Source organism: Microbacterium shaanxiense (assembly GCF_054779995.1).
The window spans coordinates 322,066-345,121 of record NZ_BAAGXE010000004.1; the positions used below are offsets into that span (position 1 = coordinate 322,066).

The 23,056-nt window shown below is 67.3% G+C and carries 22 protein-coding genes; 7 read left to right on the forward strand and 15 right to left on the reverse strand.

Annotated features, from left to right (window positions below):
* The first annotated feature begins 23 nt into the window (after positions 1-23).
* From ACYVG2_RS15000 to ACYVG2_RS15020, 5 genes are all read left to right on the forward strand, one after another.
* On the forward strand, positions 24-938 hold the full coding sequence (locus ACYVG2_RS15000) for an MBL fold metallo-hydrolase (protein ID WP_460781718.1): 915 nt from the start codon (positions 24-26) through the stop codon (positions 936-938).
* 1 nt (position 939) lies between these two features.
* Entirely contained in the window at positions 940-2,445 is a 1,506-nt protein-coding gene (locus ACYVG2_RS15005; RefSeq protein WP_460781719.1) for a carboxylesterase/lipase family protein, read from the forward strand.
* Between the two features lie 128 nt (positions 2,446-2,573).
* Positions 2,574-3,731, forward strand: coding sequence for a calcium:cation antiporter (locus ACYVG2_RS15010; protein ID WP_460781720.1), 1,158 nt, complete (start codon positions 2,574-2,576; stop codon positions 3,729-3,731).
* A 421-nt stretch (positions 3,732-4,152) separates the two neighbouring features.
* Positions 4,153-5,826: a sodium:solute symporter family protein gene (locus ACYVG2_RS15015; protein ID WP_460781952.1), complete on the forward strand. Its 1,674-nt coding sequence runs from the start codon at positions 4,153-4,155 to the stop codon at positions 5,824-5,826.
* Entirely contained in the window at positions 5,823-5,957 is a 135-nt protein-coding gene (locus ACYVG2_RS15020) for a putative transporter small subunit (RefSeq protein ID WP_448965825.1), read from the forward strand. The genes ACYVG2_RS15015 and ACYVG2_RS15020 overlap by 4 nt, the downstream gene beginning before the upstream one ends.
* 77 nt (positions 5,958-6,034) lie before the next feature.
* Here ACYVG2_RS15020 and ACYVG2_RS15025 read toward each other — a convergent pair whose 3' ends face one another.
* From ACYVG2_RS15025 to rplU, 10 genes are all read right to left on the reverse strand, one after another.
* Positions 6,035-6,748 carry an SDR family oxidoreductase gene (locus tag ACYVG2_RS15025; protein ID WP_460781721.1) on the reverse strand — a complete coding sequence of 238 codons (714 nt, stop codon included), beginning with the start codon at positions 6,746-6,748 and terminating at the stop codon, positions 6,035-6,037.
* Positions 6,749-6,766: 18 nt separating this feature from the next.
* Complete coding sequence (gene rsfS / locus ACYVG2_RS15030; protein ID WP_448965832.1) at positions 6,767-7,147, reverse strand: ribosome silencing factor; 381 nt, start codon at positions 7,145-7,147, stop codon at positions 6,767-6,769.
* Positions 7,147-8,328 (reverse strand): hypothetical protein, encoded by a 1,182-nt coding sequence (locus ACYVG2_RS15035; RefSeq protein WP_460781722.1) that lies wholly within the window; start codon positions 8,326-8,328, stop codon positions 7,147-7,149. Before ACYVG2_RS15035 ends, rsfS begins: the two co-directional genes overlap by 1 nt.
* Entirely contained in the window at positions 8,325-8,927 is a 603-nt protein-coding gene (nadD, locus tag ACYVG2_RS15040) for a nicotinate-nucleotide adenylyltransferase (RefSeq protein WP_448965834.1), read from the reverse strand. Before nadD ends, ACYVG2_RS15035 begins: the two co-directional genes overlap by 4 nt.
* Before the next feature lie 5 nt (positions 8,928-8,932).
* Complete coding sequence (locus ACYVG2_RS15045; RefSeq protein ID WP_448965835.1) at positions 8,933-9,157, reverse strand: hypothetical protein; 225 nt, start codon at positions 9,155-9,157, stop codon at positions 8,933-8,935.
* Positions 9,158-9,209: 52 nt separating this feature from the next.
* A complete protein-coding gene (locus ACYVG2_RS15050; RefSeq protein WP_460781723.1) occupies positions 9,210-10,544 on the reverse strand; it encodes a glutamate-5-semialdehyde dehydrogenase in 1,335 nt (444 codons plus the stop codon).
* A gap of 48 nt (positions 10,545-10,592) precedes the next feature.
* On the reverse strand, positions 10,593-11,387 hold the full coding sequence (gene proB, locus ACYVG2_RS15055) for a glutamate 5-kinase (protein WP_460781724.1): 795 nt from the start codon (positions 11,385-11,387) through the stop codon (positions 10,593-10,595).
* Positions 11,384-12,895, reverse strand: coding sequence for a GTPase ObgE (obgE, locus tag ACYVG2_RS15060; RefSeq protein WP_460781725.1), 1,512 nt, complete (start codon positions 12,893-12,895; stop codon positions 11,384-11,386). The genes proB and obgE overlap by 4 nt, the downstream gene beginning before the upstream one ends.
* Positions 12,896-12,970: 75 nt before the next feature.
* Positions 12,971-13,231, reverse strand: coding sequence for a 50S ribosomal protein L27 (gene rpmA, locus ACYVG2_RS15065; protein ID WP_033107563.1), 261 nt, complete (start codon positions 13,229-13,231; stop codon positions 12,971-12,973).
* Between the two features lie 20 nt (positions 13,232-13,251).
* Positions 13,252-13,560 (reverse strand): 50S ribosomal protein L21, encoded by a 309-nt coding sequence (gene rplU / locus ACYVG2_RS15070; protein WP_033107562.1) that lies wholly within the window; start codon positions 13,558-13,560, stop codon positions 13,252-13,254.
* A gap of 212 nt (positions 13,561-13,772) precedes the next feature.
* Here rplU and ACYVG2_RS15075 point away from each other — a divergent pair, with 212 nt between their 5' ends.
* Positions 13,773-14,054: a DUF4031 domain-containing protein gene (locus ACYVG2_RS15075; RefSeq protein ID WP_460781726.1), complete on the forward strand. Its 282-nt coding sequence runs from the start codon at positions 13,773-13,775 to the stop codon at positions 14,052-14,054.
* Here ACYVG2_RS15075 and ACYVG2_RS15080 read toward each other — a convergent pair.
* Complete coding sequence (locus tag ACYVG2_RS15080) at positions 14,004-16,460, reverse strand: Rne/Rng family ribonuclease (protein ID WP_460781727.1); 2,457 nt, start codon at positions 16,458-16,460, stop codon at positions 14,004-14,006. The two genes, ACYVG2_RS15075 and ACYVG2_RS15080, sit on opposite strands and share 51 nt — an antisense overlap.
* 299 nt (positions 16,461-16,759) lie before the next feature.
* Here ACYVG2_RS15080 and ACYVG2_RS15085 point away from each other — a divergent pair, with 299 nt between their 5' ends.
* Entirely contained in the window at positions 16,760-17,371 is a 612-nt protein-coding gene (locus ACYVG2_RS15085; protein ID WP_460781728.1) for a vitamin K epoxide reductase family protein, read from the forward strand.
* A gap of 84 nt (positions 17,372-17,455) precedes the next feature.
* Here ACYVG2_RS15085 and ndk read toward each other — a convergent pair whose 3' ends face one another.
* From ndk to ileS, 4 genes are read right to left on the reverse strand one after another with little or no spacing between them, the layout of a single operon-like run.
* The gene (ndk, locus tag ACYVG2_RS15090) at positions 17,456-17,872 is read right to left on the reverse strand and encodes a nucleoside-diphosphate kinase (RefSeq protein ID WP_448965842.1); all 417 of its coding nucleotides are present in this window, start codon (positions 17,870-17,872) and stop codon (positions 17,456-17,458) included.
* A gap of 1 nt (position 17,873) precedes the next feature.
* Entirely contained in the window at positions 17,874-18,299 is a 426-nt protein-coding gene (locus tag ACYVG2_RS15095; protein WP_460781729.1) for a DUF4233 domain-containing protein, read from the reverse strand.
* Entirely contained in the window at positions 18,296-19,648 is a 1,353-nt protein-coding gene (locus tag ACYVG2_RS15100; protein WP_460781730.1) for a bifunctional folylpolyglutamate synthase/dihydrofolate synthase, read from the reverse strand. The genes ACYVG2_RS15095 and ACYVG2_RS15100 overlap by 4 nt, the downstream gene beginning before the upstream one ends.
* Positions 19,645-23,001: an isoleucine--tRNA ligase gene (ileS, locus tag ACYVG2_RS15105; protein ID WP_460781731.1), complete on the reverse strand. Its 3,357-nt coding sequence runs from the start codon at positions 22,999-23,001 to the stop codon at positions 19,645-19,647. Before ileS ends, ACYVG2_RS15100 begins: the two co-directional genes overlap by 4 nt.
* Positions 23,002-23,056 lie beyond the last annotated feature (55 nt).

Below are 23,056 nucleotides of genomic sequence, written 5' to 3' on the forward strand. Positions count from 1 at the left end.
CGGTAACGAAGAGCGGAGAAGGTATGCACCAGATCGCATTGGGCGATGTGACGGTCACACGGGTATGGGAGTACTTCGGGCCGGTCGACATGACGACGAAGATGTTCTTCCCCGGAGCGTCCGACGAGGTCTGGAAGGACAACGCCGATCTGTTGGATCACCATTTCGTGGATCCGGAGAGCAGAGTCGTGCACTCCGGGATCCAGACCTGGGTCTTGCGAAGCGAAGGGCGCACGATCCTGGTGGACACCGGTGTCGGCAACCACAAGGAGCGCCCGTACTCCCCCGTGTGGAGTCATCGCGAGACGAACTATCTCGACAACCTCGCGAGGGCCGGAGTCGCACCGGAGGACGTCGACATCGTCATCAACACCCACCTGCACGTCGATCATGTCGGTTGGAACACCTTCCTCGACGGGCGCGAATGGGTGCCGACGTTCCCCAACGCGAAGTACCTGATGCCGAAGAGGGACTTCGACTTCTGGAATCCGGCGAACGACAACCAGGCGGTGCTCGGACGAGGCAACCAGAACGTCTTCGAGGACAGCGTCGCACCCGTGTACGACGCCGGTCTGGTGCACCTGTGGGAGGACGGCTACGACCTCGACTCCCACCTGCGCCTGGAGTCCGCGCCGGGCCACACACCCGGCTCTTCGATCCTCACCCTCGCCTCCGGCACCGATCGGGCCGTCTTCGTCGGCGACATGATCCACAGTCCGGTGCAGATCCTCGACCCCGAGACCAACAGCTGCTTCTGCGAGGACCCGGTGCAGGCGAGGCAGACCAGGCGGCGCGTGCTCGGCTGGGCGGCGGACAACAACGCACTCGTGTTCCCCGCGCACCTCGGCGGACACGGCGCGACCGAGGTCAGCAAGCAGGGCGACGGGTTCGCCATCGCCGGATGGGCCCCGTTCACGCCGTACGCGAAGGAGGCCTGAGATGGTCACGGCACCGGTCGTCGAGACCGCTCAGGGAGCGGTCAGCGGCGAGCGCCGCGATGGCGTCGACACCTACCGAGCGATCCCCTACGCCGCACCTCCGCGCGGTGCGGACAGGTTCGCGCCACCGCGTCCGCATGAGCCGTGGTCAGGAGTTCGTGATGCGACCGTTCCCGGCCCGAATGCGCCGCAATCGGTGCGGCGCCTCGGCGACGTCGAGATGTCCGCCTACTTCGGAGAGGGGTGGAGCAGGGGCGAGGACTATCTGAGCCTGACCGTCCGGTCTCCGTCGTCGCCTGCGTCGACGGGCGCGCTCCCGGTGATGGTGTTCGTCCATGGCGGGGGGTTCGTCGCCGGATCGAGCCGCGCGAGCCTGTACGACGGGACCACGTTCGCCCGAGACGGCGTGGTCTTCGTGACGCTCAACTACCGGTTGGGGATCGCGGGGTTCCTCGATCTCCCGGATGCCCCTGCCAATCGTGGAATGCTCGACGTCATCTCGGCGCTCGAGTGGGTGCGCGACAACATCGCCGCTTTCGGGGGCGACCCGCACAACGTCACGCTCGCCGGGCAGTCCGCCGGTGCCACGATCGTGGGCGGCGTCCTCGTCGCTGCAGAGGCACGAGGTCTGATCCGGCGCGCGATCATCCAGAGCGGCAGCGGTCTCGGAGCCTTCACCCCCGAGCAGGCCGCGAGAGTGACCGAGGAGGCGGCGCGGCGATTGGGCGTGGAGGCGACGGCTGCCGCGTTCGCGGAACTCTCCGACGAACAGCTCGTCGATGTCGCCGGGCAGCTCGCCGGCATCGATCTCGACACCGAACATGCGCGTGACCCGTTGGTGGGCCTGAGCCCGTTCAGCCTGGTGAGCGAGGTCCAGCCCGCCGAGGCCGTCGCCTCCGGACGGGCTGCGGACATCGATGTGATGATCGGCACGAACGCGGAGGAAGGGCACCTCTACCTCGTTCCGTTCGGCAACTATCACGGCAGCACCGCCCACGACGTGCTCCGAACCGCAGAACGTGCGCACCCGGAACCGGCCGCGCTCGTCCGGGCCTACGAGCGCGGGCGCCCTGATGCCTCCCCCGCCCAATTGCGTTCGGCGGTCCTCGGCGATGCGCTGTTCGGTGCCGGAACGTGGGCGCTGGTCGCAGCCCACGCCGCCGGGGCGGACACCGCGACATTCGCGTATGAGTTCACCTGGCGTTCCGGGGCGCTCGACGGCGACCTCGGAGCGACGCACGCCATGGAGCTCCCCTTCGTCTTCGATGCGATCCACCTGCCCGAGCTGCGGGGCACCCACGCCCTGCTCGGTCCGCACGAGCCACCGAAGGAGCTCGCCAGGCAGATGCACGCGGCCTGGGTCGACTTCGCACGCACGGGGAACCCTGGTTGGCAGCGCTACACCGTCCAGGAGCGGGCGACGATGCGCATCGGTGAACGGCCCGGGCTGGTCATGGACCCGCACCGGGGGGAACGGCTGGCCTGGGAGCGCGACCGCTCCGCCTGACCGTCGCGATGCCCGCCGCTCGAGACGAGCAGCGGGCATCGCGACAGCGTGATTGATAGGATGGACCCGCGCAGGACGACCCGCGTCGACATCATCACAAGGGGACGGCCCCGCAAGGAGTTCAGGCCATGTCCCGCAGACGAGTCCTCCGGCAGTTCCTCAGCGCATCCGACATCGTCCGCATCGCGCTCGGATGGGGTGCGTTCGGCGCTCTGCTGCTCGCCGCCCCCGTCCTCGAGGCGCCGGTCCCCGCGCCTCTTCTAATCATGGCGCTCGGTGTGATCATCGCCGTCATCCTGGTGTGCGCTTTCGGCGTCGTGAAGCAGGCCGAAGCCCTCGCGCATCGACTCGGCGACCCCTACGGCTCGCTCGTGCTCACGCTGTCGATCGTGCTCATCGAGGTCATCCTCATCTCGGCCGTGATGCTGGGCCCGGGAGAGCACGCCACGATCGCCCGCGACTCCGTCATGGCCGTGTCGATGATCATCTTGAACCTCGTGATCGGCCTCGCGCTGCTGCTCGGCGGCATCCGTCACGGCGGGATGTCCCACAACCGCACGGGGACGTCGGCGTACCTCGCGATGCTCATCGTCCTCACCGCACTCGCCTTCGCGCTGCCGGCGCTCATCGGTGAGAACGGCGCGTACACGCTCGCTCAGGAGATCCCGATCATCCTGCTCACACTCGCGTTGTACGGGTTCTTCCTGTTCCGCCAGATGGGTGCGCAGGCGAACGACTTCACCGAGGTGGACGATCGTGTGCGAGCGACTGCGGCACGTGCTCCTCGATCTCGACCCGAGGCGTCAGACATCAGGGAGATCCTCCGCCGTCACCGCACCGAGGTGACGGTCCGTCTGTCGCTCCTCGTGATCACCGTCATCCCGATCGTGCTGCTCTCCCACGACATGGCGAGCCTGCTCGATGACGGCCTCGGCCGTCTGGGTGCGCCGCCGGCACTCGCCGGCGTCCTCATCGCGGCCATCGTCTTCCTCCCGGAGTCGATCACCGCCGTTCGCGCGGCACTCGGGGGCGAGGCGCAACGCGTGGTCAACCTCTGCCACGGCGCGCTCGTCTCCACCGTCGGCCTGACGATTCCTGCCGTCCTCATCATCGGCATGTTCACCGGGCAGCCGGTGATCCTGGCCGAGACCCCGGCGGATCTGCTTCTGCTCGGCGTGACGTTGCTGCTGTCGGTGGGCACGTTCGCGGCGAAGCGCGTGACATCCGTGCACGGGGCCGCGCACCTGGCGCTGTTCGCCGTGTACATCGTCGTGCTGTTCCGCTGATCCCACGCGGTCGCCGGGAGTTCCCTGGGAATTTGCTATGGTGGAAAGAATGCTCGTGCATGCATGAGCAGGGGGCGCTGCGCGCTCCCACGCGAAGCGCGCCCGTCTGCGCGCTCACCGCGACGATTCGAATCCCGCCGAGGATGCGCCGACGTTCGGCGTGCCCGCGCACGACCATGAGAAAGGAGCCGCACCCCGGGCCTCTCGTCTGCGCGCTCATATGCGCCTCAGTGGCCCAGGTTCGTTCGCCATGCTCACAGCATCAGATCTCTCGATGTCCACCAGAGTCCCCACCGTCTACGCCCCCACTTAGCCAGCGCTTTCTCATCCGACCAGCGGCATCGCCGCATCCAAGACGAGAAAGTGAGAACACCCGGTGGGAGACCTCCACACACTCTCAGGACCGATCGTGGTCCTGCTCATGCTGCTGTTCTTCGGTGGCAGCCTTTACATGTCCATCCGGATCTCCCGCAAGAAGGAGAACGCCGACGGCTACATGACCGGCGGCGGCAAGATCGGCTTCGGCATCTCCGCCGCATCCATGACGGCGACCTGGATCTGGGCGTCGTCGATGTACGCCTCGGCCACGTCCGGCTACACCTACGGGATCTCCGGCCCCATCCACTACGGGCTCTGGGGCGCGTTGATGATCCTGCTCATCTATCCCTTCGGCCGCCGCATCCGCAAGGTGGCTCCGAAGGCCCACACGATCGCCGAGGTCATGTTCGCGCGGCACGGCCGCTCGAGTCAGCTCATGCTCGCCGGCTCCAACGTACTCGGCAGCCTGATCAGCCTCACCTCGAACCTGATCGCCGGCGGTGCGCTCATCGCGATGCTCTCGCCGTTCACCTTCACCCAGGGCATCGTCGCGATCGCGATCGGTGTTCTGGCGTACACGCTGTGGTCGGGGTTCCGCGCATCGGTGCTCACCGATTTCGCGCAGGTACTGGCGATGCTGGGGGCCGTGGCGATCATCATCCCGGTGATCTTCTTCGCCGCCGGCGGCCCCGATCTGTTCGTCACCGGAGCGTCGAATCTCACCCCGCAGCAGGGCGACTTCTTCTCCTCCGACGCGTTCTTCAACCAGGGCGCCCCGTACATCGCCGCGGTGCTCGCCTACGCGATCGGGAACCAGACGATCGCACAGCGACTGTTCGCGGTGCGTGAGGACCTCATCAAGAAGACGTTCATCACGGCGACGGTCGGCTACGGCGCGACCATCATCGGCGTCGGAATGCTGGGCGTCATCGCCCTGTACGCCGGCATCCAGCCGATGGACGGCGACGTCAACAACCTGATCCCGCAGATGGCCGCCACGTATCTCAGTCCGCTCCTGATCTGCGTGTTCTTCGTGATGATCATCGGCTCGCTGTCATCGACGGCGGATGCCGACATGACGGCGCTCTCGTCGATCATGATGGCCGACATCTACGGTCAGAACATCGCGGGCAAGAAGAACGCGAACCCGAAGACGATGCTCCTGGTGGGGCGACTGACCATGGTCGGCGCAACCGCTGCGGCACTCGGTTTCGCGTCGATGCAGTTCAACATCCTCGACCTGCTGGTATTCGTCGGCGCCATGTGGGGTGCACTGGTGTTCCCGGTGATCGCGAGCTTCTACTGGAACCGCGTCACGAACGTGGCCTTCAGCGTCGCGGTCATCGCAGCCCTCGCCGCGTTCCTCCCGGTGCGCTTCGAATGGGTCGATCTCTCCGGCGGCCTCGGAATCGTCAGCGATGTGCTGTCGGTGATCGGCATCGGCGTGGTTCTGGCGCTCATGTCGTTCGGATTCTTCGGCCTGAGGGTCGCCATCGGCGTCGGTGCGGTGTCCATCGTGGCATCCGCTCCGTTCGCGATCGGTTTCCTGCACACCTATCCGGTGCTGTCGGGATCGCTGGTCGCGTACGCGGTGAGCACGATCGTGTGCGTCGCGCTGACGATGTCGAACAGGACCAGGAGGTTCGACTTCGCCCTCATCAAGGAGCGCACTGGCGAGTTCGACACCGCCGAGACCGAGACCATGATCGCCACTGAGCGTCTCGCGAACGATGCGGATGCCGCCGGAGACGGTGCACTCGCAGGAAAGGACGCATGATGGACATCTTCCTCATGACCGCATACGTGCTCGTTTGGCCGGTGATCGTCATCGGTGCACTCGCCGTGATCATCCGCGCGTTCGTGAAGGACGCGCGCGAAGCCAAGCGTGAGGGCCGTCAGATCATCTGATGACCATCGGGATGGGCGTCAGCGTGCGCGGTCTGCCGGCGCCCATCCGCCGCTCAGTGGGATGATCAGTCAGACTGTCAAGAAGGCAGGCTCTGCCGTCCGCCACCGGCCGGCCGCACCGAGAGGTCGACGATCTGCGCATCGCGCGGCAGATCGAGAGCGGTGAGGATCGTGGTCGCCACGGAGTCGGGATCGATGAAGAGCTCGGGATCGTACTCGCGCCCCTCCTGCCTGTGCACACGGGCCTGCATGGGCGTGGACGTGCGCCCGGGGAACACCGACGTCACGCGCACCCCGTTCTCGGCCTCCTCCGCCCTTAGGGCATCAGCGAGAGCCTTGAGGCCGTGCTTCGAGGCGGCGTAGGCGGACCAGTCCGCGTGAGCGCGCAGGCCCGCTCCGGAGTTGACGAACACCACCTGCCCGCGCGAGACCCGCAGCACGGGAAGGAGCAGGCGGGTGAGTTCCGCCGGAGCGACCAGGTTGACGGCGAGCTGCCGCTCCCACAGCGTCGGTGAGAGATCGGCGACGCTCCCCAGATCGACGACGCCAGCCACGTGGATGAGTGAGTCGATGCGTTCGGGAAGATTCTGCTTCGACAACGCCCAGGAGATACGGCCCGGCTGCGCCAGATCGCCGACCAGGGTCGACGCGCCGGGGAACTGCGCAGCGATCTCTCGCGCACGCCCTGCATCCCGCGCGAAGAGCACGAGCTCGTCGCCTCGATCCAGCAGTCGGCGAGCCAGCGCCGCGCCGATGCCCGATCCGGCACCGGTGATCAGGTGCACCGTCATGTCAGCAGCGGAACCACGTCAGGGGCGGTCGACCGCGGGCTCGGACACGTCGATCGGAACGACCGGGCAGTCCTTCCAGAGGCGCTCGAGGCCGTAGTAGACCCGCTCTTCCGAGTGGAACACGTGCACGATGAGATCGCCGAAGTCCAGAAGCACCCAGCGGGCCTCCTGGCGTCCCTCGCGACGGACGCGCTTGTGCCCCGATTCGATGAGCTTGTCCTCGATCTCATCGGCGATGGCGGCGACGTTGCGCTCGCTGTTGCCGGTGACGATGAGGAAGATGTCCACGAGCGGAAGCGGCTCCGACACGTTCAGCGCGACGAGATCCTCCCCGCCCTTGGAGATGGCGGCGGATGCTGCGAGCTGCAGCATCTCCTCGGCGTTTTCAGGTGATTGCATCAATTGAATATATTCGTGGTGAATGCGACGATGAGCGCCACCGCCAGAGCGAGCGCGAGCCCGCCGGCGGTGATCGCCAAGATCAGCATGAGCTTGTTGCCCTTTTCAGGCGCCGGCGGTCGGATGACCTCACCGGCAGGTTTGATCGTGCTGATCGCAGAACTCGCCGCGATCGGCGTCGGGGAGGATGCCGGTGGCAGCTCTCCATCGATGAGGACCGCATCCGACTCTTTGCCGTCTGCAGTGCCGTGCGCGTGCCCCTGCGAGCCGATCCCGCGCGGAAGCTCGTAACTGCCCGTCACGAGGATCTCGCCCGTCGAGGCGACCGGTCCCGAGAGGGACCCTTCTCCTGGCGACGGGGTGAAGATCAGCGTGTTCGGAGCGAGGTGCTGGGAACCGCCGGAGTCCGCGGTGATGAGCTCGTCGAACGAAGGCGCGAACGACGGCACCTCGCTCTTCTCCGCGAGCAATCCGTTTCCGAACGTCGGGCTGACGACGTGGTTCTCGCCCGTCTCGACCGGTTCGGCGACGGGAAGGTCGTCGGCCTCCTGCTCGTCGTCGTCACCGCTCGCATCGGGAGTCGAGGCGCTGATCGGGGCGACATCGCCCTCTTGCTCGGCGGCCTGCTCGATGTCGACGGCGGCTTCGTCCGCGTCTTCGTCGGCGTCGAGGGGCATCTCGCCGACGGAGTCCGCGGCGACGGCCGCGCTCACGGGCACGATGTCGATGGCCTCTTCATCGAGGTCGTCCTGGTCGTCGTCGTCGCCGGCATCAGCGGAGATCTGCTGCTCCGTGCCGGGCTTGGCGAACGAAGGCACACCCGAGACGACCTCGTCGTCAGGGGCATCGTCCTTCTCCGCCTGCTGCGCTTGCTCGGCCGATGCCGCTTCGTCATCCGTGATCACGGGAACGGACGCGGTGCGGATGCGCTCCTGCTCGCGAGCCCGACGACGGGTCAGCGGGGCATCGTTCAGATCGACGTCGCCATCGGGGGTCGGCGCGGGCGGGACATCCACGGGCTGAGCGGGTCGGGGCACGGGAACGACCGGGGCAGGTTGCGCTTCGGCCGCGGCTGCCGCCGCCTCTTCCTCGCTGATCACCGGCGTGGTGCCGGTGAGACGGATCTCCCGCAGCTGCTTGCGGGTCAGCGGCGCTCTCCCCTGCTGATCCGATGTGCTCATGCCTTGCTCCGATACAGATGATGCTTTGCTATGTACTGAACGACCCCATCGGGGACGAGATACCAGACCGGCTGATCATCGCCTACCCGTTCGCGACAGGCTGTCGACGAGATCGAGAGGGCCGGGACCTCCAATTGGCTGACGTTCTCGCTCGGCAGTCCATCTGTGCTGAGGACGTGTCCTGGACGGGATACCGCGACGAAGTGGGCCAACTCCCACAACTCATCATGGTCCCTCCAACTGAGAATTTGCGCTATGGCATCGGCTCCGGTGATGAAGAACAGCTCCGCATCGGGGCGCTCCTGCTTCAGATCTCGCAGAGTGTCGATCGTGTAGGTGGGACCGTCACGATTGATGTCGACCCTGCTCACCGTGAACTGCGGGTTCGAGGCGGTGGCGATGACCGTCATGAGATAACGGTGCTCGCTCGGGGTGACGTTCGATTTCTGCCAGGGATGACCGGTGGGGACGAACACCACCTCATCGAGGTCGAAGGAGTGCGCGACCTCGCTCGCCGCGACCAGGTGCCCGTGGTGGATCGGGTCGAAGGTTCCGCCCATCACTCCGATTCTCGGGGCGCGCGTGGTCGTGGTCTCCATACGCCCTAGTGGCCGTGCCCTGCCCCGTGGCCGTCCTTGCCGTGCTTCTCGGCCCAGGCCTCGGCCTTGGCGGAGTGACGGTTCGCGACGTTGCGGTACGAGAACGTGACGAGGCCGAGCAGTGCGAACAGTGCCGCGGCGATGACGCCGAAGATGAGGGTCTCCATCGCCACGTTCCCGTGGTGCTCAGTTTCGGCTGCAGCCATCGCAATCTGTGCGACGAGGTTCATCCTGACTCCGTTTCGTGACCGGTTGCGAGAAGACGCTCCCCCATCCTATCTCTCAGGCGCGTGTCTGACCCGACCCACGCGCCAGCCACTTCGTGCTCGTCAGCTCGGCGAGGCCCATCGGACCACGCGCATGCAGTTTCTGGGTGGAGATGCCGACCTCCGCGCCGAATCCGAATTCACCCCCGTCGGTGAACCGTGTGGACGCGTTCACCATGACGACCGCGGAGTCGACTTCGGCGAGGAACCGCTCGGCGTTGCGGGAGTCGGTCGTCACGATCGACTCCGTGTGCCCCGTGCTGTAGCGGCGGATGTGCGCGAGTGCATCGTCGAGAGTGTCGACGACCTTCATCGCGATGTCGAGGCTGAGGTACTCGGTGGCCCAGTCCTCCTCGGTGGCGGGGATGATGTTCGCCACCATCCCTGCGACGATGTCGTCGCCGTGGATCGCGACGCCCTCGCTGTGCAGTGCGCTGGCGACCATGGGGACGAGATGGGGTGCCGCCTGCCGCAGCACGAGCACCGTCTCCACGGCATTGCAGACGCTGGGGCGCTGCACCTTGGCGTTCACGACGATCTCCCTGGCCCAGTCGTCCGGCGCCGATTCGTCGAGCACGATGTGCACGTTGCCCGCTCCGGTCTCGATCACCGGCACGATCGACTCCGTGACGACGGTCTCGATCAGGGATGCGCTTCCACGCGGCACGAGCACATCGATGAATCCACGGCCGCGCATGAGCGCCTTCGCGCCGTCCCGACCGAAGTCGTCGACCGTCTGGATCGCCTCCGGCGTGACGCCGGCGCCCGCGAGCGCATCGCGCATCACGCGCACCAGGACCGTGTTGGAATCGCGGGCGGCGCTTCCGCCTCTCAACACACTGGCGTTGCCCGAGCGCAGTGCCAGGGCCGCGATGTCGACCGTGACATTGGGACGCGCCTCGTAGATCGCCCCGACAACGCCGAAGGGCACCCGAACCTGTTCGAGAGCGACGCCGTTCGGCATGCGATGTCCGCCCACGACCTGTCCGACCGGGTCCGCGAGGGCGGCCACGTCCCGCACCGCCGACGCGAGAGCGGCGACGCGCTTCTCGTCGAGGCGCAGGCGATCGATCAGCCCTTCCCCTATGCCATCGGCGCGACCGCGTTCGATGTCGCGCGCGTTGGCCGCGATGATGACGGCGCTGTTCGCCTCGAGCGCCCGTGCGATCGCCTCCAGCGCGCGTGCCTTGTCGTCGCTGGTCAGTCGCGCGGTCTCACGGGATGCCTCTTTGGCTCGTGCGAGACGGTCCTGCGCGGTCTCCTCCGTCGCCACCGGGAGGAGGGCCTCCGACGACTCGGACGTCCCAGAGGGCTCGGTCGAAGAAGTGGTCTCTGACGCGGCATCGATCATCCGGTCATTCTACCGACGGCCGTCGGCGGCAGAGCGCTCGATGACGTCTCAGTCCGCGGCGGTCACCAGCGGTTCGAACCACGTACCGATGTCGTGACCCTTGAGTGCCTCGGCGACGAGGTCGGCGCTCGTGACGAGCACACCGATCCCGGATGCCGCGGCCAGCCGCGCAGCGGACACCTTGGTGGCCGCGCCACCCGTCCCGACGCTGTTCACGACGGTCGCCCCGAACTCGAGACCGGCAAGATCCGCGTCCGCGGCGATCAGTTCGATCGGCTCTGCATCCGGTTCGGTCGGCGGCTTCGTGTAGAGCGCTTCGATGTCACTGAGCAGCACCAGCGCATCCGCCTGGATGAGCTGGGCGACCAGAGCCGCGAGACGGTCGTTGTCGCCGAAGCGGATCTCCTGGGTCGCGACCGTGTCGTTCTCGTTCACGATCGGAAGGATCCGCAAGCCGAGCAGTCGTTCCATCGCCCGCCGTGCGTTGCTGCGCGATGTCGGGTTCTCGAGGTCACCGGTGGTGAGCAGCACCTGCCCGGCGACGACCTTGAACGGCCGCAGGGCCTCCTGGTAGCGGTAGACGAGGATGTTCTGCCCCACGGCGGCCGCCGCCTGCTGCGTCGCGAGGTCGGTGGGCCTGGCATCCAGGTCGAGGAAGGGGATGCCGGTCGCGATGGCGCCCGATGAGACGAGTACGATCTCGCATCCGCGCGCATGCGCCGACGCCAGGGCGTGGACGATCATCGGGATGCGCCACGAGGACTCACCGCTGATCGACGAGGAACCGACCTTCACCACGATGCGCTCGGCCGTCGCCAGCTCTGCGCGCGTGCGTGCGGTCATGCGCCGTCTCCGTCGAAGTCCTCCTCGACCGTGACACGTCGCTTCAGATCCTGCTCGGCACGGATCGCCGCCTTGGCGTCCATCCGCTCGTAGTACTTCTCGCGACGCTCGGTCGTCGTGCGGCGGGCGTTCGGGGCAAGACGCGGGTCGGTGCCGCGCGGGGCGGTCATGAGCTCCGCGGCCGACGACATGGCCGGCTCCCAGTCGAACACGAGCCCCTCGCCCTCGCCGATGACGACGGTTGCGCCGGGGGTCGCGCCCAGACGGAACAGCTCGGTCTCGACGCCGAGACGCTCGAGACGATCCGCGAGGTACCCGACGGCCTCCTCGTTCTGGAAGTCGGTCTGCTGCACCCAGCGCACCGGCTTCTCGCCGAGGATGCGGTAGTACGTGCCGTATGAGCCGCCCTCGACGCGGATCGTGAACGGCTTCTCCGAACCCTTGGGGCGGATGACGACCCGCTCCGCGGGAACCTCGACCGCTGCCTCGGCGCGGTGCTTCTCGACGATCTCACCCAGTGCGAATGTCAGAGGGCGCAGGCCCTCGTGCGACACGGTCGAGATGTCGAAGACGCGGAATCCGCGGGCCTCGAGTTCGGGACGCACCAGGTCGGCGAGGTCGCGCGCTTCGGGAACGTCGACCTTGTTGAGGGCCACCAGCTGCGGGCGCTCGAGCAGAGGGGTCTGCCCCTCCGGCACCTCGTAGGCGGCGAGTTCGCCGAGGATGACGTCAAGATCCGAGATCGGGTCGCGGCCGGGCTCGAGGGTCGCGCAGTCGAGCACGTGCAGCAGCGCGGAACAGCGCTCGACGTGGCGGAGGAACTCGAGTCCGAGACCGCGTCCTTCGCTCGCGCCTTCGATGAGACCGGGCACGTCGGCGACCGTGTACCGGGCTTCGCCCGCCTGGACGACACCGAGGTTCGGGTGCAGCGTCGTGAACGGGTAGTCGGCGATCTTGGGGCGAGCGGCGGAGACCGCGGCGATCAGACTCGACTTGCCGGCGGACGGGTATCCGACGAGCGCGACGTCTGCGACCGTCTTGAGCTCGAGGACGATGTCGCCCTCGAAGCCGGGAGTGCCGAGCAGCGCGAAACCGGGAGCCTTGCGCTTGGTGGTGGCCAGGGCGGCGTTTCCGAGCCCACCGCGTCCGCCCTGCGCGACCACGAAGCGATCGCCGGGGACGACCAGGTCGACGAGGACCTCGCCGTCGGTGGTCTTGACGACGGTGCCCACCGGCACCGGAAGCTCCAGTGCTTCGCCGTCGAAACCGGAGCGGTGATCGCCCATGCCGAAGCCGCCGTTGGCGGACTTGCGGTGCGGCGAGTGGTGGTACGACAGCAGCGTGCCGGTCTGGGCGTCGGCGACGAGCACGATGTCGCCGCCGTTGCCGCCGTTGCCGCCGTCGGGACCTCCGAGGGGCTTGAACTTCTCACGGTGAACGGAGACACAGCCGTTGCCGCCCTTGCCGGCGCGCAGATGCAGCGTCACCGTGTCGACGAACGAGACCATGTCTGGATTACCCCTCAGATACGCGGACGGGGCGAGCCGAAGCCCGCCCCGAACCGGATGTGTGCTGTGCTGCGATTACTCGGCAGCAGCGGCGACGATGTTGACGACCTTGCGGCCGCCCTTCGCGCCAAATGCGACAGCGCCCGCCTCAAGAGCGAACAGCGTGTCGTCACCGCCACGGCCGACGTTGACGCCGGGGTGGAAGTGGGTGCCGCGCTGACGGACGATGATCTCGCCTGCGCTGACCTGCTGACCGCCGAAGCGCTTCACGCCAAGTCGCTGGGCGTTGGAGTCACGACCGTTGCGGGTGGAGCTTGCGCCCTTTTTGTGTGCCATGTCCTGAGCCTCTTCTGTGCTTACTTGATGCCGGTGATCTTGACGCGCGTGAGGTCCTGACGGTGGCCCTGGCGCTTCTTGTAGCCGGTCTTGTTCTTGAACTTCTGGATGATGATCTTCGGGCCGCGGAGGTTTCCGATGACCTCGGCGGTCACCTTGACCTTCGCGAGCTTGTCGGCGTCGGTGGTCACCGTGGCGCCGTCGACGAGGAGCACTGCTGCCAGCTCGATCTTCTCGCCCTGGGCCGCCTTGACACGGTCGAGCTGAACGATCGTGCCGACCTCGACCTTCTCCTGCCGTCCACCGGCGCGCACTACTGCGTAAACCACTTCATACCTGTTTCGTTGGGGAGCTCACGGCTCCGTAAATCTCACGGGAAGACTGTGCCTGCGTTCGTCGCAAGTCCGACGGGTGCGAGCCCGGTTGTACGGCGCCGCCCGTGGGGACGACTCAGCTCGCGCACCAAAGGACAACTTTACCGGATAGATGGCCCAGCCGCAAAGCGAGCCGGACCGCGTGTCCGGAGCCGTAGGATCGCCGAGTGACCGTTCTGATCGATGACCCCATCTGGCCCGCACACGGACGGCTCTGGGCGCACCTGGTCAGCGAGCACAGCCTCGAGGAATTGCACGCTTTCGCGCTCGCGAACGACCTTCCGGCTCGCGCCTTCGACCTGGATCACTACGACGTTCCCGCCGATGCCCTCCCCCGGCTCATCGCCGCCGGCGCTGTGCACGTCGGTGGAAAAGAGCTCACGAGGAGGCTGATCGCCTCAGGACTCCGGATCCCCGCTCGCGACCGCGGTCGCCGACGAGTTGACTGACACCGGGGTGCCAGTGAGCGCCGCCGTCGTCACCCGGCGCCTGTTGCGGCCCTGACCGGGGGCCTTCGGCTCGGGAAGGGCATCCAGCACCGAGTCGAGCAGCTGCTCGGCCTGCGTCTTCGGCGCCGCCTTGCCGCGCTCGGACGAGCGCTTCTTGCGGGGCTTCTTCGGCCTCTCGGTTGCTACGGGCTGTTCGGGTTCGACGACCGGCGTCGGCTCGGCGACGGCGTCGCCGCTGGGCGCGCGCGTCGAGGCTGCGATCTGCGCGAGCGCCGTCTTGGCTCCCTCGGGGATGCTGTGAGTCGCCGTGCTCGATACCTGAGCGCCCTGGCTCTGCTGACCGTTGCCTCCGCGCTGACGGCGGTTGCTCGACGATCCGCCGTTGCCCGAGCTCGTGCGGTGCTTGACCACCGGGTCGTGGTGGACGACCACGCCGCGACCCGCGCAGACCTCGCACGGCTCGCTGAAGGTCTCGAGCAGACCGAGGCCGAGCTTCTTGCGCGTCATCTGCACGAGGCCGAGCGAGGTGACCTCGGCGACCTGGTGCTTGGTGCGGTCGCGGCTGAGGCATTCGATCAGGCGGCGGAGCACGAGGTCGCGGTTGGACTCGAGCACCATGTCGATGAAGTCGACGACGATGATGCCACCGATGTCGCGCAGTCGCAGCTGACGGACGATCTCCTCCGCAGCCTCGAGGTTGTTCTTGGTGACCGTCTCTTCGAGGTTGCCGCCCGAGCCGACGAACTTGCCGGTGTTGACGTCGACGACGGTCATCGCCTCGGTGCGGTCGATGACGAGCGAGCCTCCGGAGGGCAGCCACACCTTGCGGTCCAGCGCCTTCTCGATCTGCTCCGTGATGCGGAACGCATCGAACGGATCGGTCTCGTCCTCGTAGGGCTCGACGCGCTCGAGCAGGTCAGGTGCGACGCTCTCCAGGTACGCACGGATGGTCTGCTGAGCATCCTCGCCCTGGATCAGCATCTTCGTGAAGTCCTCGTTGAAGACGTCACGGACGATCTTGACGAGAAGGTCAGGCTCGGCGTGCAGCAGCGACGGCGCCGACTGGTTCTCGACCTGCTTGCGGATGTGCTCCCACTGGGTGGTGAGGCGCTGCACGTCGCGCGTCAGCTGGTCCTCGGTGGCCCCTTCCGCAGCGGTGCGCACGATGACGCCGGAGGACTCCGGCAGCACCTCCTTGAGGATGCGCTTGAGGCGGGCGCGCTCGTTGTCGGGGAGCTTGCGGGAGATGCCGTTCATCGACCCGTTGGGCACGTACACGAGGTAGCGGCCAGGGAGGGAGATCTGGCTCGTGAGACGGGCGCCCTTGTGGCCCACCGGGTCCTTCGTGACCTGCACGAGGACGCGATCGCCCGGCTTGAGCGCCAATTCGATGCGACGTGGCTGGTTGCCGGTCTCGACACCGTCCCAGTCGACCTCGCCGGAGTAGAGCACCGCGTTGCGGCCGCGACCGATGTCGACGAAGGCCGCCTCCATGCTCGGCAGCACGTTCTGCACGCGGCCGAGGTAGACGTTGCCGATCAGCGATGCGTCCTGGTTGCGGGCGACGTAGTGCTCGACGAGCACGCCGTCCTCGAGCACGCCGATCTGGGTGCGCGAGTTCTTGGACCGCACGACCATCTTGCGGTCGACGGACTCGCGACGTGCGAGGAACTCCGCCTCGGTCACGACCGGACGGCGACGCCCTGCATCCCGACCGTCGCGACGGCGCTGCTTCTTCGCCTCGAGCCGAGTCGACCCCTTGATGGCCTTCGGCTCGGTGATGTACTCGACCGCGCGCTGACGCTGACGCGGCTCGTCGCGCTGATCGTCACCGTCGTTGCTGCCGCCCCGGCGACGACGTCCGCGGCGTGCCGACGGCGCTTCGTCCTCATCGCTGTCGCGGACGTCGCGGTCGCGTCCTCCGCGGGAGTCGCCTCGCGAATCGCTCTCACGACGGCCGGGCAGTGCGGGCAGCGGAACGATCTCGGGCGCATAGAACCGCAGCTGGGTCGAGACCTGCGAGACGAAGACCTCGGGGATCAGACCGAGCGTCACCGCGGTGACCGGTTCGGGCTTCTTCGGCGCGGCCGGCGCCTCGTCGACGCTGGCTTCGGCCTTCTCGGCGGGCTCCGCTTCAGGGGCGGGCTCATCCTCAACGGCGGGCTCAGCCTCAACGGCGGGCTCAGCCTCAACGGCGGGCTCAGCCTCAATGGCGGGAACCGCGTCGTCGGCAGGCTCGGCAGGCTCAGCCGCGTCGGCGACCGGCTCGACCACCTCGGAGACCGCGCCGTCGGACTCGGTCTCAGCGACCGTGTCCGGCGCGGGGAGCGTCTCCTCCGGTGTTACCGGAGCCTCCGTGTGCGCGTCGAGGGTAGGGGTGTTGTTGTCATTGTTCTCATCGGCCATCTCTGGCTAACTCCCTGCGCGGAGCACCGGGTGCTCCGCGAAATCTCATGCGACACCCGCGGGTGCCGCGAACTCACTCGGTTTGCGACCGGCTCATGGCTCTGATCGCGAGGGGCATTGGACCCCGAAGTCTGCGTCGATGCGTTTTGCGGCGGCGCCGCGCGATGCATCAGATGTCATTATCGCACCTTGTCGAGCAGTTCGCGGCATCCGCTCACTTCTGCGCGGCGGAGCACCTACGGGTTCGCCCGGTGCGGCGGGCCTGGGGATCCATAGGATCCGCTGAGATAATCGCACTCATGAGCGAGCAGCGCACCCGCCCCGTCGGCTTCGGAATCTGGCTGATCATCGCCAGTGTGATCGGCTGGTGGGCCGCGTTCCAGCTCACCGTGGAGAAGTTCGCGCTGCTGGAGAACCCCCAGGACGCGCTCGCCTGCGATCTCAGCCCCTTCATCCAGTGCAGCACGAACCTGCAGTCCTGGCAGGGGGCTGTCTTCGGTTTCCCCAACCCGCTGATCGGCCTCACCGGATGGATGGCGCCGCTCGTGGTGGGCGTGGCCGTTCTCGCCGGCGCCCGCTTCCCGCGGTGGTTCTGGGCCCTTTTCGGTGCCGGCATCACCTTCGCGTTCGGGTTCGTCTGCTGGCTGATCGCGCAGAGCCTCTACGACCTGTTCGTGCTGTGCCCCTGGTGCATGGTGACGTGGGCGGTGACGATCCCGACCTTCTTCGCCACGATGGTGCATCTGCTCCGCAACGGCACTTTCGGCGGTTCCGAGAAGATGCACGATCGCGCGGGGCGTCTGATGCCATGGGTTCCGCTCGCCACGATCCTCGCCTTCGCACTCATCGTGCTGATGGCGCAGCTGCAGGGTCTCGACTTCCTCGGCGAGATGGCGAAGATCCTGTTCTGAGGCAGCAAGACCCTACGACGAAGCCCGCCGACTCCTGCGCAGGAGTGCGACGGGCTTCGTGTTTCGGGCTGAGCTCGTAGAAGGTCAGTCGAACCAGATTCCGAGCTCGCGTGCGGCGGACTCGGGGCTGTCGGAGCCGTGCACGAGGTTCTGCTGCACGGCGAGGCCCCAGTCGCGGCCGAAGTCGCCACGGATCGTGCCCGGCGCGGCACTCGTGGGATCGGTGGTGCCCGCGAGCGAACGGAAGCCCTCGATCACGCGGTTGCCCGCCAGCCGGATCGCCACGGACGGGCCGGACATCATGAATTCGAGCAGCGGCTCGTAGAACGGCTTGCCCTCGTGCTCGGCGTAGTGCTCGGCGAGCACATCGCGGTCGGGCTCGACCAGGCGGATGTCGACCAGTGCGTATCCCTTCGCCTCGATCCGGGCGAGGATCGCGCCGGTGAGGCCGCGGGCGACGCCGTCGGGCTTGACGAGGACGAGTGTTTCTTCGGTGGCCATGTCAATCGCTCTCTGTGTGAGTATCGGTTTCTTCGGTCAGTCGGCTCTGCTCCGCCGGACGTCGTGCGTCCAGACGGGCCCCCATGATCGTCGCATACGCCCACATGCCTCCGAAAACCAGCACGACGAGCAGGATGGCGGGCACGAAGAACGCGGACAGCGCCACGATCACCTGCAGCACCCAACCGGCGCTGATCGCCCAGGGCCTTGTGATCATCCCGGCGACGGCCACCATCGCGAGCGCCACGATGATGCCTCCGATGATCGCCCACCACTGCGGCAGGCCCCACGGCAGGGAGTTCAGGCCGAAGATCGTGAGCCCGACGAGCAGCACGACGATGGCTTCGAATCCCAGCACGATCGGGGCGAGCTTCTGCACCAGCGTGCGCGGCGCACGGGCCGGTCGCGGCGCCGGGGCGTCGCTCATGCGCGCCACCCCGACTTCCAGTCCTCTTCCTCCGCCAGCGCGATCGCCTCGCCTGCGAGCACGATTGACCCTGCGATCACGACGGCGCGACGCTCCGACGTGGCGGCCCACTCGCGCGCCGCGTCCGCGGCGTCGGCCAGTGAGGGGTGCACGGATGCGCGGTGCCCTGCGGCCTCGACGAGGTCGGCGATCGCGTCGGCGTCGCTCGCGCGCTCGGTCTCGGGCGCGGTCGCGAACACGTGAGCCGCAGCCGGTGCGAGTTCGGCGATGATGCCCGCGGCATCCTTGTCCGCGAGGATGCCGAGTACGAGCCCCCACTCGTCGAAGTCGAAGCTGTCGTCGAGCGACTGGGCCAGCGCCTTGGCGCCGTGCGGGTTGTGGGCCGCGTCGACGACGACCGTCGGCGCGATTCCCAGCAGCTGGAGTCGTCCAGGGGAGGTCGCCCCCTGCAGGCCCTCGGTGATGATGTCGCCCGCGATGTGCTGAGAGCCCGCGCCGATCAACGATTCGACGGCCGCCACGGCGAGGGCCGCGTTGTGCCCCTGATGCGCGCCGTACAGCGGCAGGTACTCCTCGACGTAGGCGCCGGCGAGGCCGCGTATCGTCAGCAGCTGGCCGCCGACCGCGAGCTTCTGCTCCGTCAGGCCGAATTCATCGCCCTCGAACGCGATCGTCGCATTCTTCTCCGCGGCGACCCGGCGCAGCACCTCAGCGGCCTCTGCGGGCTGCTGGGCCGACACCACGGCGGCGCCGTCCTTGATGATCCCGGCCTTGACCTCCGCGATCGCAGTGATCGTGTCGCCGAGCCTGTCGGCATGATCGATGGCGATCGGCGCGAACACCGCGACGTCTCCGTCGGCGGTGTTCGTGGAATCCCACGAGCCGCCCATGCCCACTTCGAGCACGAGGACATCGACCGGAGCATCCGATGCCGCGACGAACGCCAGCACCGTGAGCAGCTCGAAGAACGTCAGGGGCGCATCGCCGGTCTTCTGGAGCTCGGCATCCACGATGGACACGAAGGGCTCGATCTCGTCCCACGCATCGGCGATCGCGCCGTCCTCGACCGGTTCCCCGTCGATCATGATCCGCTCCGTGAAGCGCTCCAGATGCGGGCTCGTGAACAGCCCGGTGCGCAATCCGTGGGCGCGCAGCAGGCTCTCGATCATCCGAGCGGTCGACGTCTTGCCGTTGGTACCGGTGATGTGGATGACCCGGTACGTCTTCTGCGGGTCGTCGAGGAGTTCGAGGATGCGAGCGGTGCGCTCCTTGCGCGGCTGCACCCACCGCTCCCCCGCCCTGCTCAGCAGCGCCTCGTAGACGGCGTCTGCGCGTGCGCGGTCGTTCATGCGGATGCTCCTTCGATGTGGGAGTCGATCGTCACGATGATCGCCGACTTGTCCGACCCGAGCGCCGTGGCCCCGGTGCGGAACACGCCGTCGCCGGGGTTGGTGACGTCCTTCACCAGTTCGTCCATGTCGTCCGTCGGCTGCACGGCGAAGGCGATGGCGAGCGTCTCCCCTGCGATCAGGTCGGCGTGCGAGCGCAACGCGTCGGCGTTCTCCGGCGAGACGTTGAGCGCCAGCACGATGCGGTCGCTGACATCGAGACCGGCGTTCTTCCGAGCCTCCTGCACGACGCGGATCGCGTCACGGGCCATGCCCTCGGATTCGAGTTCGGGCGTGGTCTGCGTATCGAGCAGTACGAAGCCGCCGCTCGGCACGATCGCGAGCGCCTCGCCCTCCGGCCGTCCTGTCGTCTCGAGCTCGAGCTCGTACTCGGCGGGCTCGAGCGCGATGCCGTCGACGATGACCGTGCCGTCCTTCTCCTCCCAGAGCCCGGCCCTGGCGCCGGCGATCACGTGCTGCACCTGCTTGCCCAGACGAGGTCCTGCTGCGCGAGCGTTGACGCTCAGCCGGTGGCTGATGCCGTACTCGACCGCTGCCGTCTCGGTGAGCTGCACGAGCTCCACCGACTTCACGTTCAGCTCGTCGCGGAGGATGTCCTCGAACTGGCCCAGCGAACCGGCCAGAGGCGAGACGACGCTGAAACGCGCGAGCGGCAGACGAACGCGCAGCTTCTCCTTCTTGCGCAGGGCGTTGCCGACGCTGGAGAGCTCGCGCACAGCATCCATTGCGCCCTGGATGTCATCCGCGGCGGGGAAGGCGTCGGCATCCGGCCAATCGGTCAGGTGCACGCTGCGCCCGCCTGTGAGCCCCTGCCACACCCGCTCGCTGATCAGCGGCACGAGAGGTGCGGCGACGCGGGTGAGCGTCTCGAGCACGGTGTACAGCGTGTCGAATGCCTCGCGGCTCTTCGGGTCGTCGGTCACGCCGGTCCAGAAGCGGTCGCGCGAGCGGCGGATGTACCAGTTGGTCAGCACCTCGGCGAAGTCGCGGAGGCGAGCGGATGCCGTGGTCGAGTCGAGCCCTTCGAGATCGGCGCGTACCTCTCGGGCGAGGTCGCCGGTGCGCGCCAGGATGTACCGGTCGAGCACGTCGGTCGAGTCGGTGCGCCACTCGGCCTCGTAGCCGCCGTCCGAGGCGTTCGCGTACGTGGCGAAGAAGTACCACGAGCTCCACAGCGGCAGCAGGAACTCGCGCACGCCGGCGCGGATGCCCTCCTCCGTGACGGCGAGGTTGCCGCCGCGCAGCACGGAACTCGACATCAGGAACCAGCGCATCGCGTCGGATCCGTCGCGATCGAGCACTTCCGAGACGTCCGGGTAGTTGCGCAGGGACTTCGACATCTTGTAGCCGTCGCTGCCCAGCACGATTCCGTGGCAGCTGACGCCGGTGAACGCCGGCCGGTCGAACAGGGCGGTCGACAGCACGTGCATCAGGTAGAACCAGCCACGGGTCTGCCCGATGTACTCGACGATGAAATCGGCGGGTGAGTGCGAGTCGAACCACTCCTGGTTCTCGAACGGGTAGTGCACCTGCGCGTACGGCATCGATCCGGAGTCGAACCAGACGTCGAAGACGTCTTCGATGCGCCGCATGGTCGACTTCCCGCTGGGGTCGTCGGGGTTGGGGCGCGTCAGCTCGTCGATGTACGGCCGGTGCAGGTCGACCTCGCCCTCCGGGTTGCGCGGAAGGGTTCCGAAGTCGCGCTCCAGATCTTCCAGCGAGCCGTAGGCGTCGACGCGAGGGTGCTCAGGATCGTCGCTCTTCCAGATCGGGATCGGCGAGCCCCAATAGCGGTTGCGGCTGATCGACCAGTCGCGCGCGCCCTCGAGCCACTTGCCGAACTGACCGTGCTTGACGTTCTCGGGCACCCAGGTGATCTGCTCGTTGTTCGCGAGCATCTTGTCCTTGATGTCTGTCACGCGGATGAACCAGCTCGAGACGGCCTTGTAGATCAGGGGGTTCCGGCACCGCCAGCAGTGCGGGTAGGAGTGCTCGTAGCTCGCTTCGCGGACGAGGCGGCCCTCGTCCTTGAGCTGACGGATGAGCGGACGGTTCGCGTCCATCCACAGCTGGCCGGCGACATCGGTGACGTTGGGCAGGAAACGCCCGCCGTCGTCGAGCGAGATGATCGTGGGGATGCCGGCCGCCCCAGCCACGCGCTGGTCGTCCTCACCGTAGGCCGGAGCCTGATGGACGATGCCCGTGCCGTCCGTGGTGGTGACGTAGTCATCCGCGAGGATGCGCCAGGCGTTCTCGGTGCCGTAGGTCTCGGTGTCGGCGTAGTAGTCGAACAGCCGGTCGTAGGTGACGTCCTGCAGCTGCGCGCCCATGACGGTCGCGTCGACGGCGGCCGCAGCATCCGCTGCCGTCTCGTAGCCGAGATCCTTGGCGTAGCCGGCGAGCAGGTCGCGCGCGAGCAGGTAGCGATGAGCCGATGCCTCGACCGTCTCGCCCTCGTTGTGGACGTCCGCAGCTCCGGCAGGGCCAGCGGGAAGGACGACGTACTCGATCTCCGGCCCCACGGCGAGCGCGAGGTTGGTCGGCAGCGTCCACGGGGTCGTCGTCCACGCGAGAGCGCGCACGCCGGTGAGTCCGAGCGACTCGGCCTTCGCGCCGGTGAGGGGGAACGTGACAGTGACCGAAGGGTCCTGACGCATCTTGTAGACGTCGTCATCCATGCGCAGCTCGTGAGCGCTGAGCGGAGTCTCGTCGCGCCAGCAGTACGGCAGCACGCGATACCCCTCGTACGCGAGGCCCTTGTCGTACAGGGTCTTGAATGCCCAGAGCACGCTCTCCATGTAGTTCGTGTCGAGCGTCTTGTACCCGCGCTCGAAGTCGACCCAGCGCGCCTGGCGGGTGACGTAGTCCTGCCACTGGTCCGTGTAGGTGAGCACGGACTCGCGCGCCTTCGCGTTGAAGACGTCGATGCCCATGGCCTCGATCTCGCTCTTCTCGGTGATGCCGAGCTGCTTCATTGCCTCGAGCTCAGCGGGCAGACCGTGCGTGTCCCAGCCGAAGACGCGATCGACCTTCTTGCCAATCATGGTCTGGAAACGCGGGAAGAGGTCTTTGGCGTATCCGGTGAGCAGGTGGCCGTAATGCGGCAGACCGTTGGCGAACGGAGGGCCGTCGTAGAAGACCCACTCCTCGGCGCCCTCGCGCTGGGCGATGGACGCGCGGAAGGTGTCGTCCTGCTCCCAGAAGTCGAGCACCTCGCGCTCGATCTGCGGGAATCGAGGGCTGGGGACGACATCGGCGGCCGGGCCGAAGGATGAGATTCTGGGGTAGGTCATGTGTGCTCGCAGTGCTCGTGGCGGATGCTCCGTGCGAGGACGATCCTCTCGGACC

Excerpts from the sequence above, each read along its gene's own strand:
- nadD (WP_448965834.1), bottom strand. The coding sequence starts at position 8,927 with ATGGAGACCACGACCACGCGCGCCCCGAGAATCGGAGTGATGGGCGGA.
- ACYVG2_RS15005 (WP_460781719.1), top strand. The coding sequence starts at position 940 with ATGGTCACGGCACCGGTCGTCGAGACCGCTCAGGGAGCGGTCAGCGGC.
- ACYVG2_RS15085 (WP_460781728.1), top strand. The coding sequence starts at position 16,760 with ATGAGCGAGCAGCGCACCCGCCCCGTCGGCTTCGGAATCTGGCTGATC.
- obgE (WP_460781725.1), bottom strand. The coding sequence starts at position 12,895 with ATGGTCTCGTTCGTCGACACGGTGACGCTGCATCTGCGCGCCGGCAAG.
- ACYVG2_RS15100 (WP_460781730.1), bottom strand. The coding sequence starts at position 19,648 with ATGAACGACCGCGCACGCGCAGACGCCGTCTACGAGGCGCTGCTGAGC.
- ACYVG2_RS15035 (WP_460781722.1), bottom strand. The coding sequence starts at position 8,328 with ATGAGCACATCGGATCAGCAGGGGAGAGCGCCGCTGACCCGCAAGCAG.
- ACYVG2_RS15025 (WP_460781721.1), bottom strand. The coding sequence starts at position 6,748 with ATGACGGTGCACCTGATCACCGGTGCCGGATCGGGCATCGGCGCGGCG.
- ACYVG2_RS15080 (WP_460781727.1), bottom strand. The coding sequence starts at position 16,460 with ATGGCCGATGAGAACAATGACAACAACACCCCTACCCTCGACGCGCAC.
- ndk (WP_448965842.1), bottom strand. The coding sequence starts at position 17,872 with ATGGCCACCGAAGAAACACTCGTCCTCGTCAAGCCCGACGGCGTCGCC.
- ACYVG2_RS15050 (WP_460781723.1), bottom strand. The coding sequence starts at position 10,544 with ATGATCGATGCCGCGTCAGAGACCACTTCTTCGACCGAGCCCTCTGGG.
- ACYVG2_RS15020 (WP_448965825.1), top strand. The coding sequence starts at position 5,823 with ATGATGGACATCTTCCTCATGACCGCATACGTGCTCGTTTGGCCGGTG.
- rsfS (WP_448965832.1), bottom strand. The coding sequence starts at position 7,147 with ATGCAATCACCTGAAAACGCCGAGGAGATGCTGCAGCTCGCAGCATCC.
- ACYVG2_RS15010 (WP_460781720.1), top strand. The coding sequence starts at position 2,574 with ATGTCCCGCAGACGAGTCCTCCGGCAGTTCCTCAGCGCATCCGACATC.
- ACYVG2_RS15015 (WP_460781952.1), top strand. The coding sequence starts at position 4,153 with ATGCTGCTGTTCTTCGGTGGCAGCCTTTACATGTCCATCCGGATCTCC.
- ACYVG2_RS15095 (WP_460781729.1), bottom strand. The coding sequence starts at position 18,299 with ATGAGCGACGCCCCGGCGCCGCGACCGGCCCGTGCGCCGCGCACGCTG.
- ACYVG2_RS15045 (WP_448965835.1), bottom strand. The coding sequence starts at position 9,157 with ATGAACCTCGTCGCACAGATTGCGATGGCTGCAGCCGAAACTGAGCAC.
- ACYVG2_RS15000 (WP_460781718.1), top strand. The coding sequence starts at position 24 with ATGCACCAGATCGCATTGGGCGATGTGACGGTCACACGGGTATGGGAG.
- proB (WP_460781724.1), bottom strand. The coding sequence starts at position 11,387 with ATGACCGCACGCACGCGCGCAGAGCTGGCGACGGCCGAGCGCATCGTG.
- rpmA (WP_033107563.1), bottom strand. The coding sequence starts at position 13,231 with ATGGCACACAAAAAGGGCGCAAGCTCCACCCGCAACGGTCGTGACTCC.
- ileS (WP_460781731.1), bottom strand. The coding sequence starts at position 23,001 with ATGACCTACCCCAGAATCTCATCCTTCGGCCCGGCCGCCGATGTCGTC.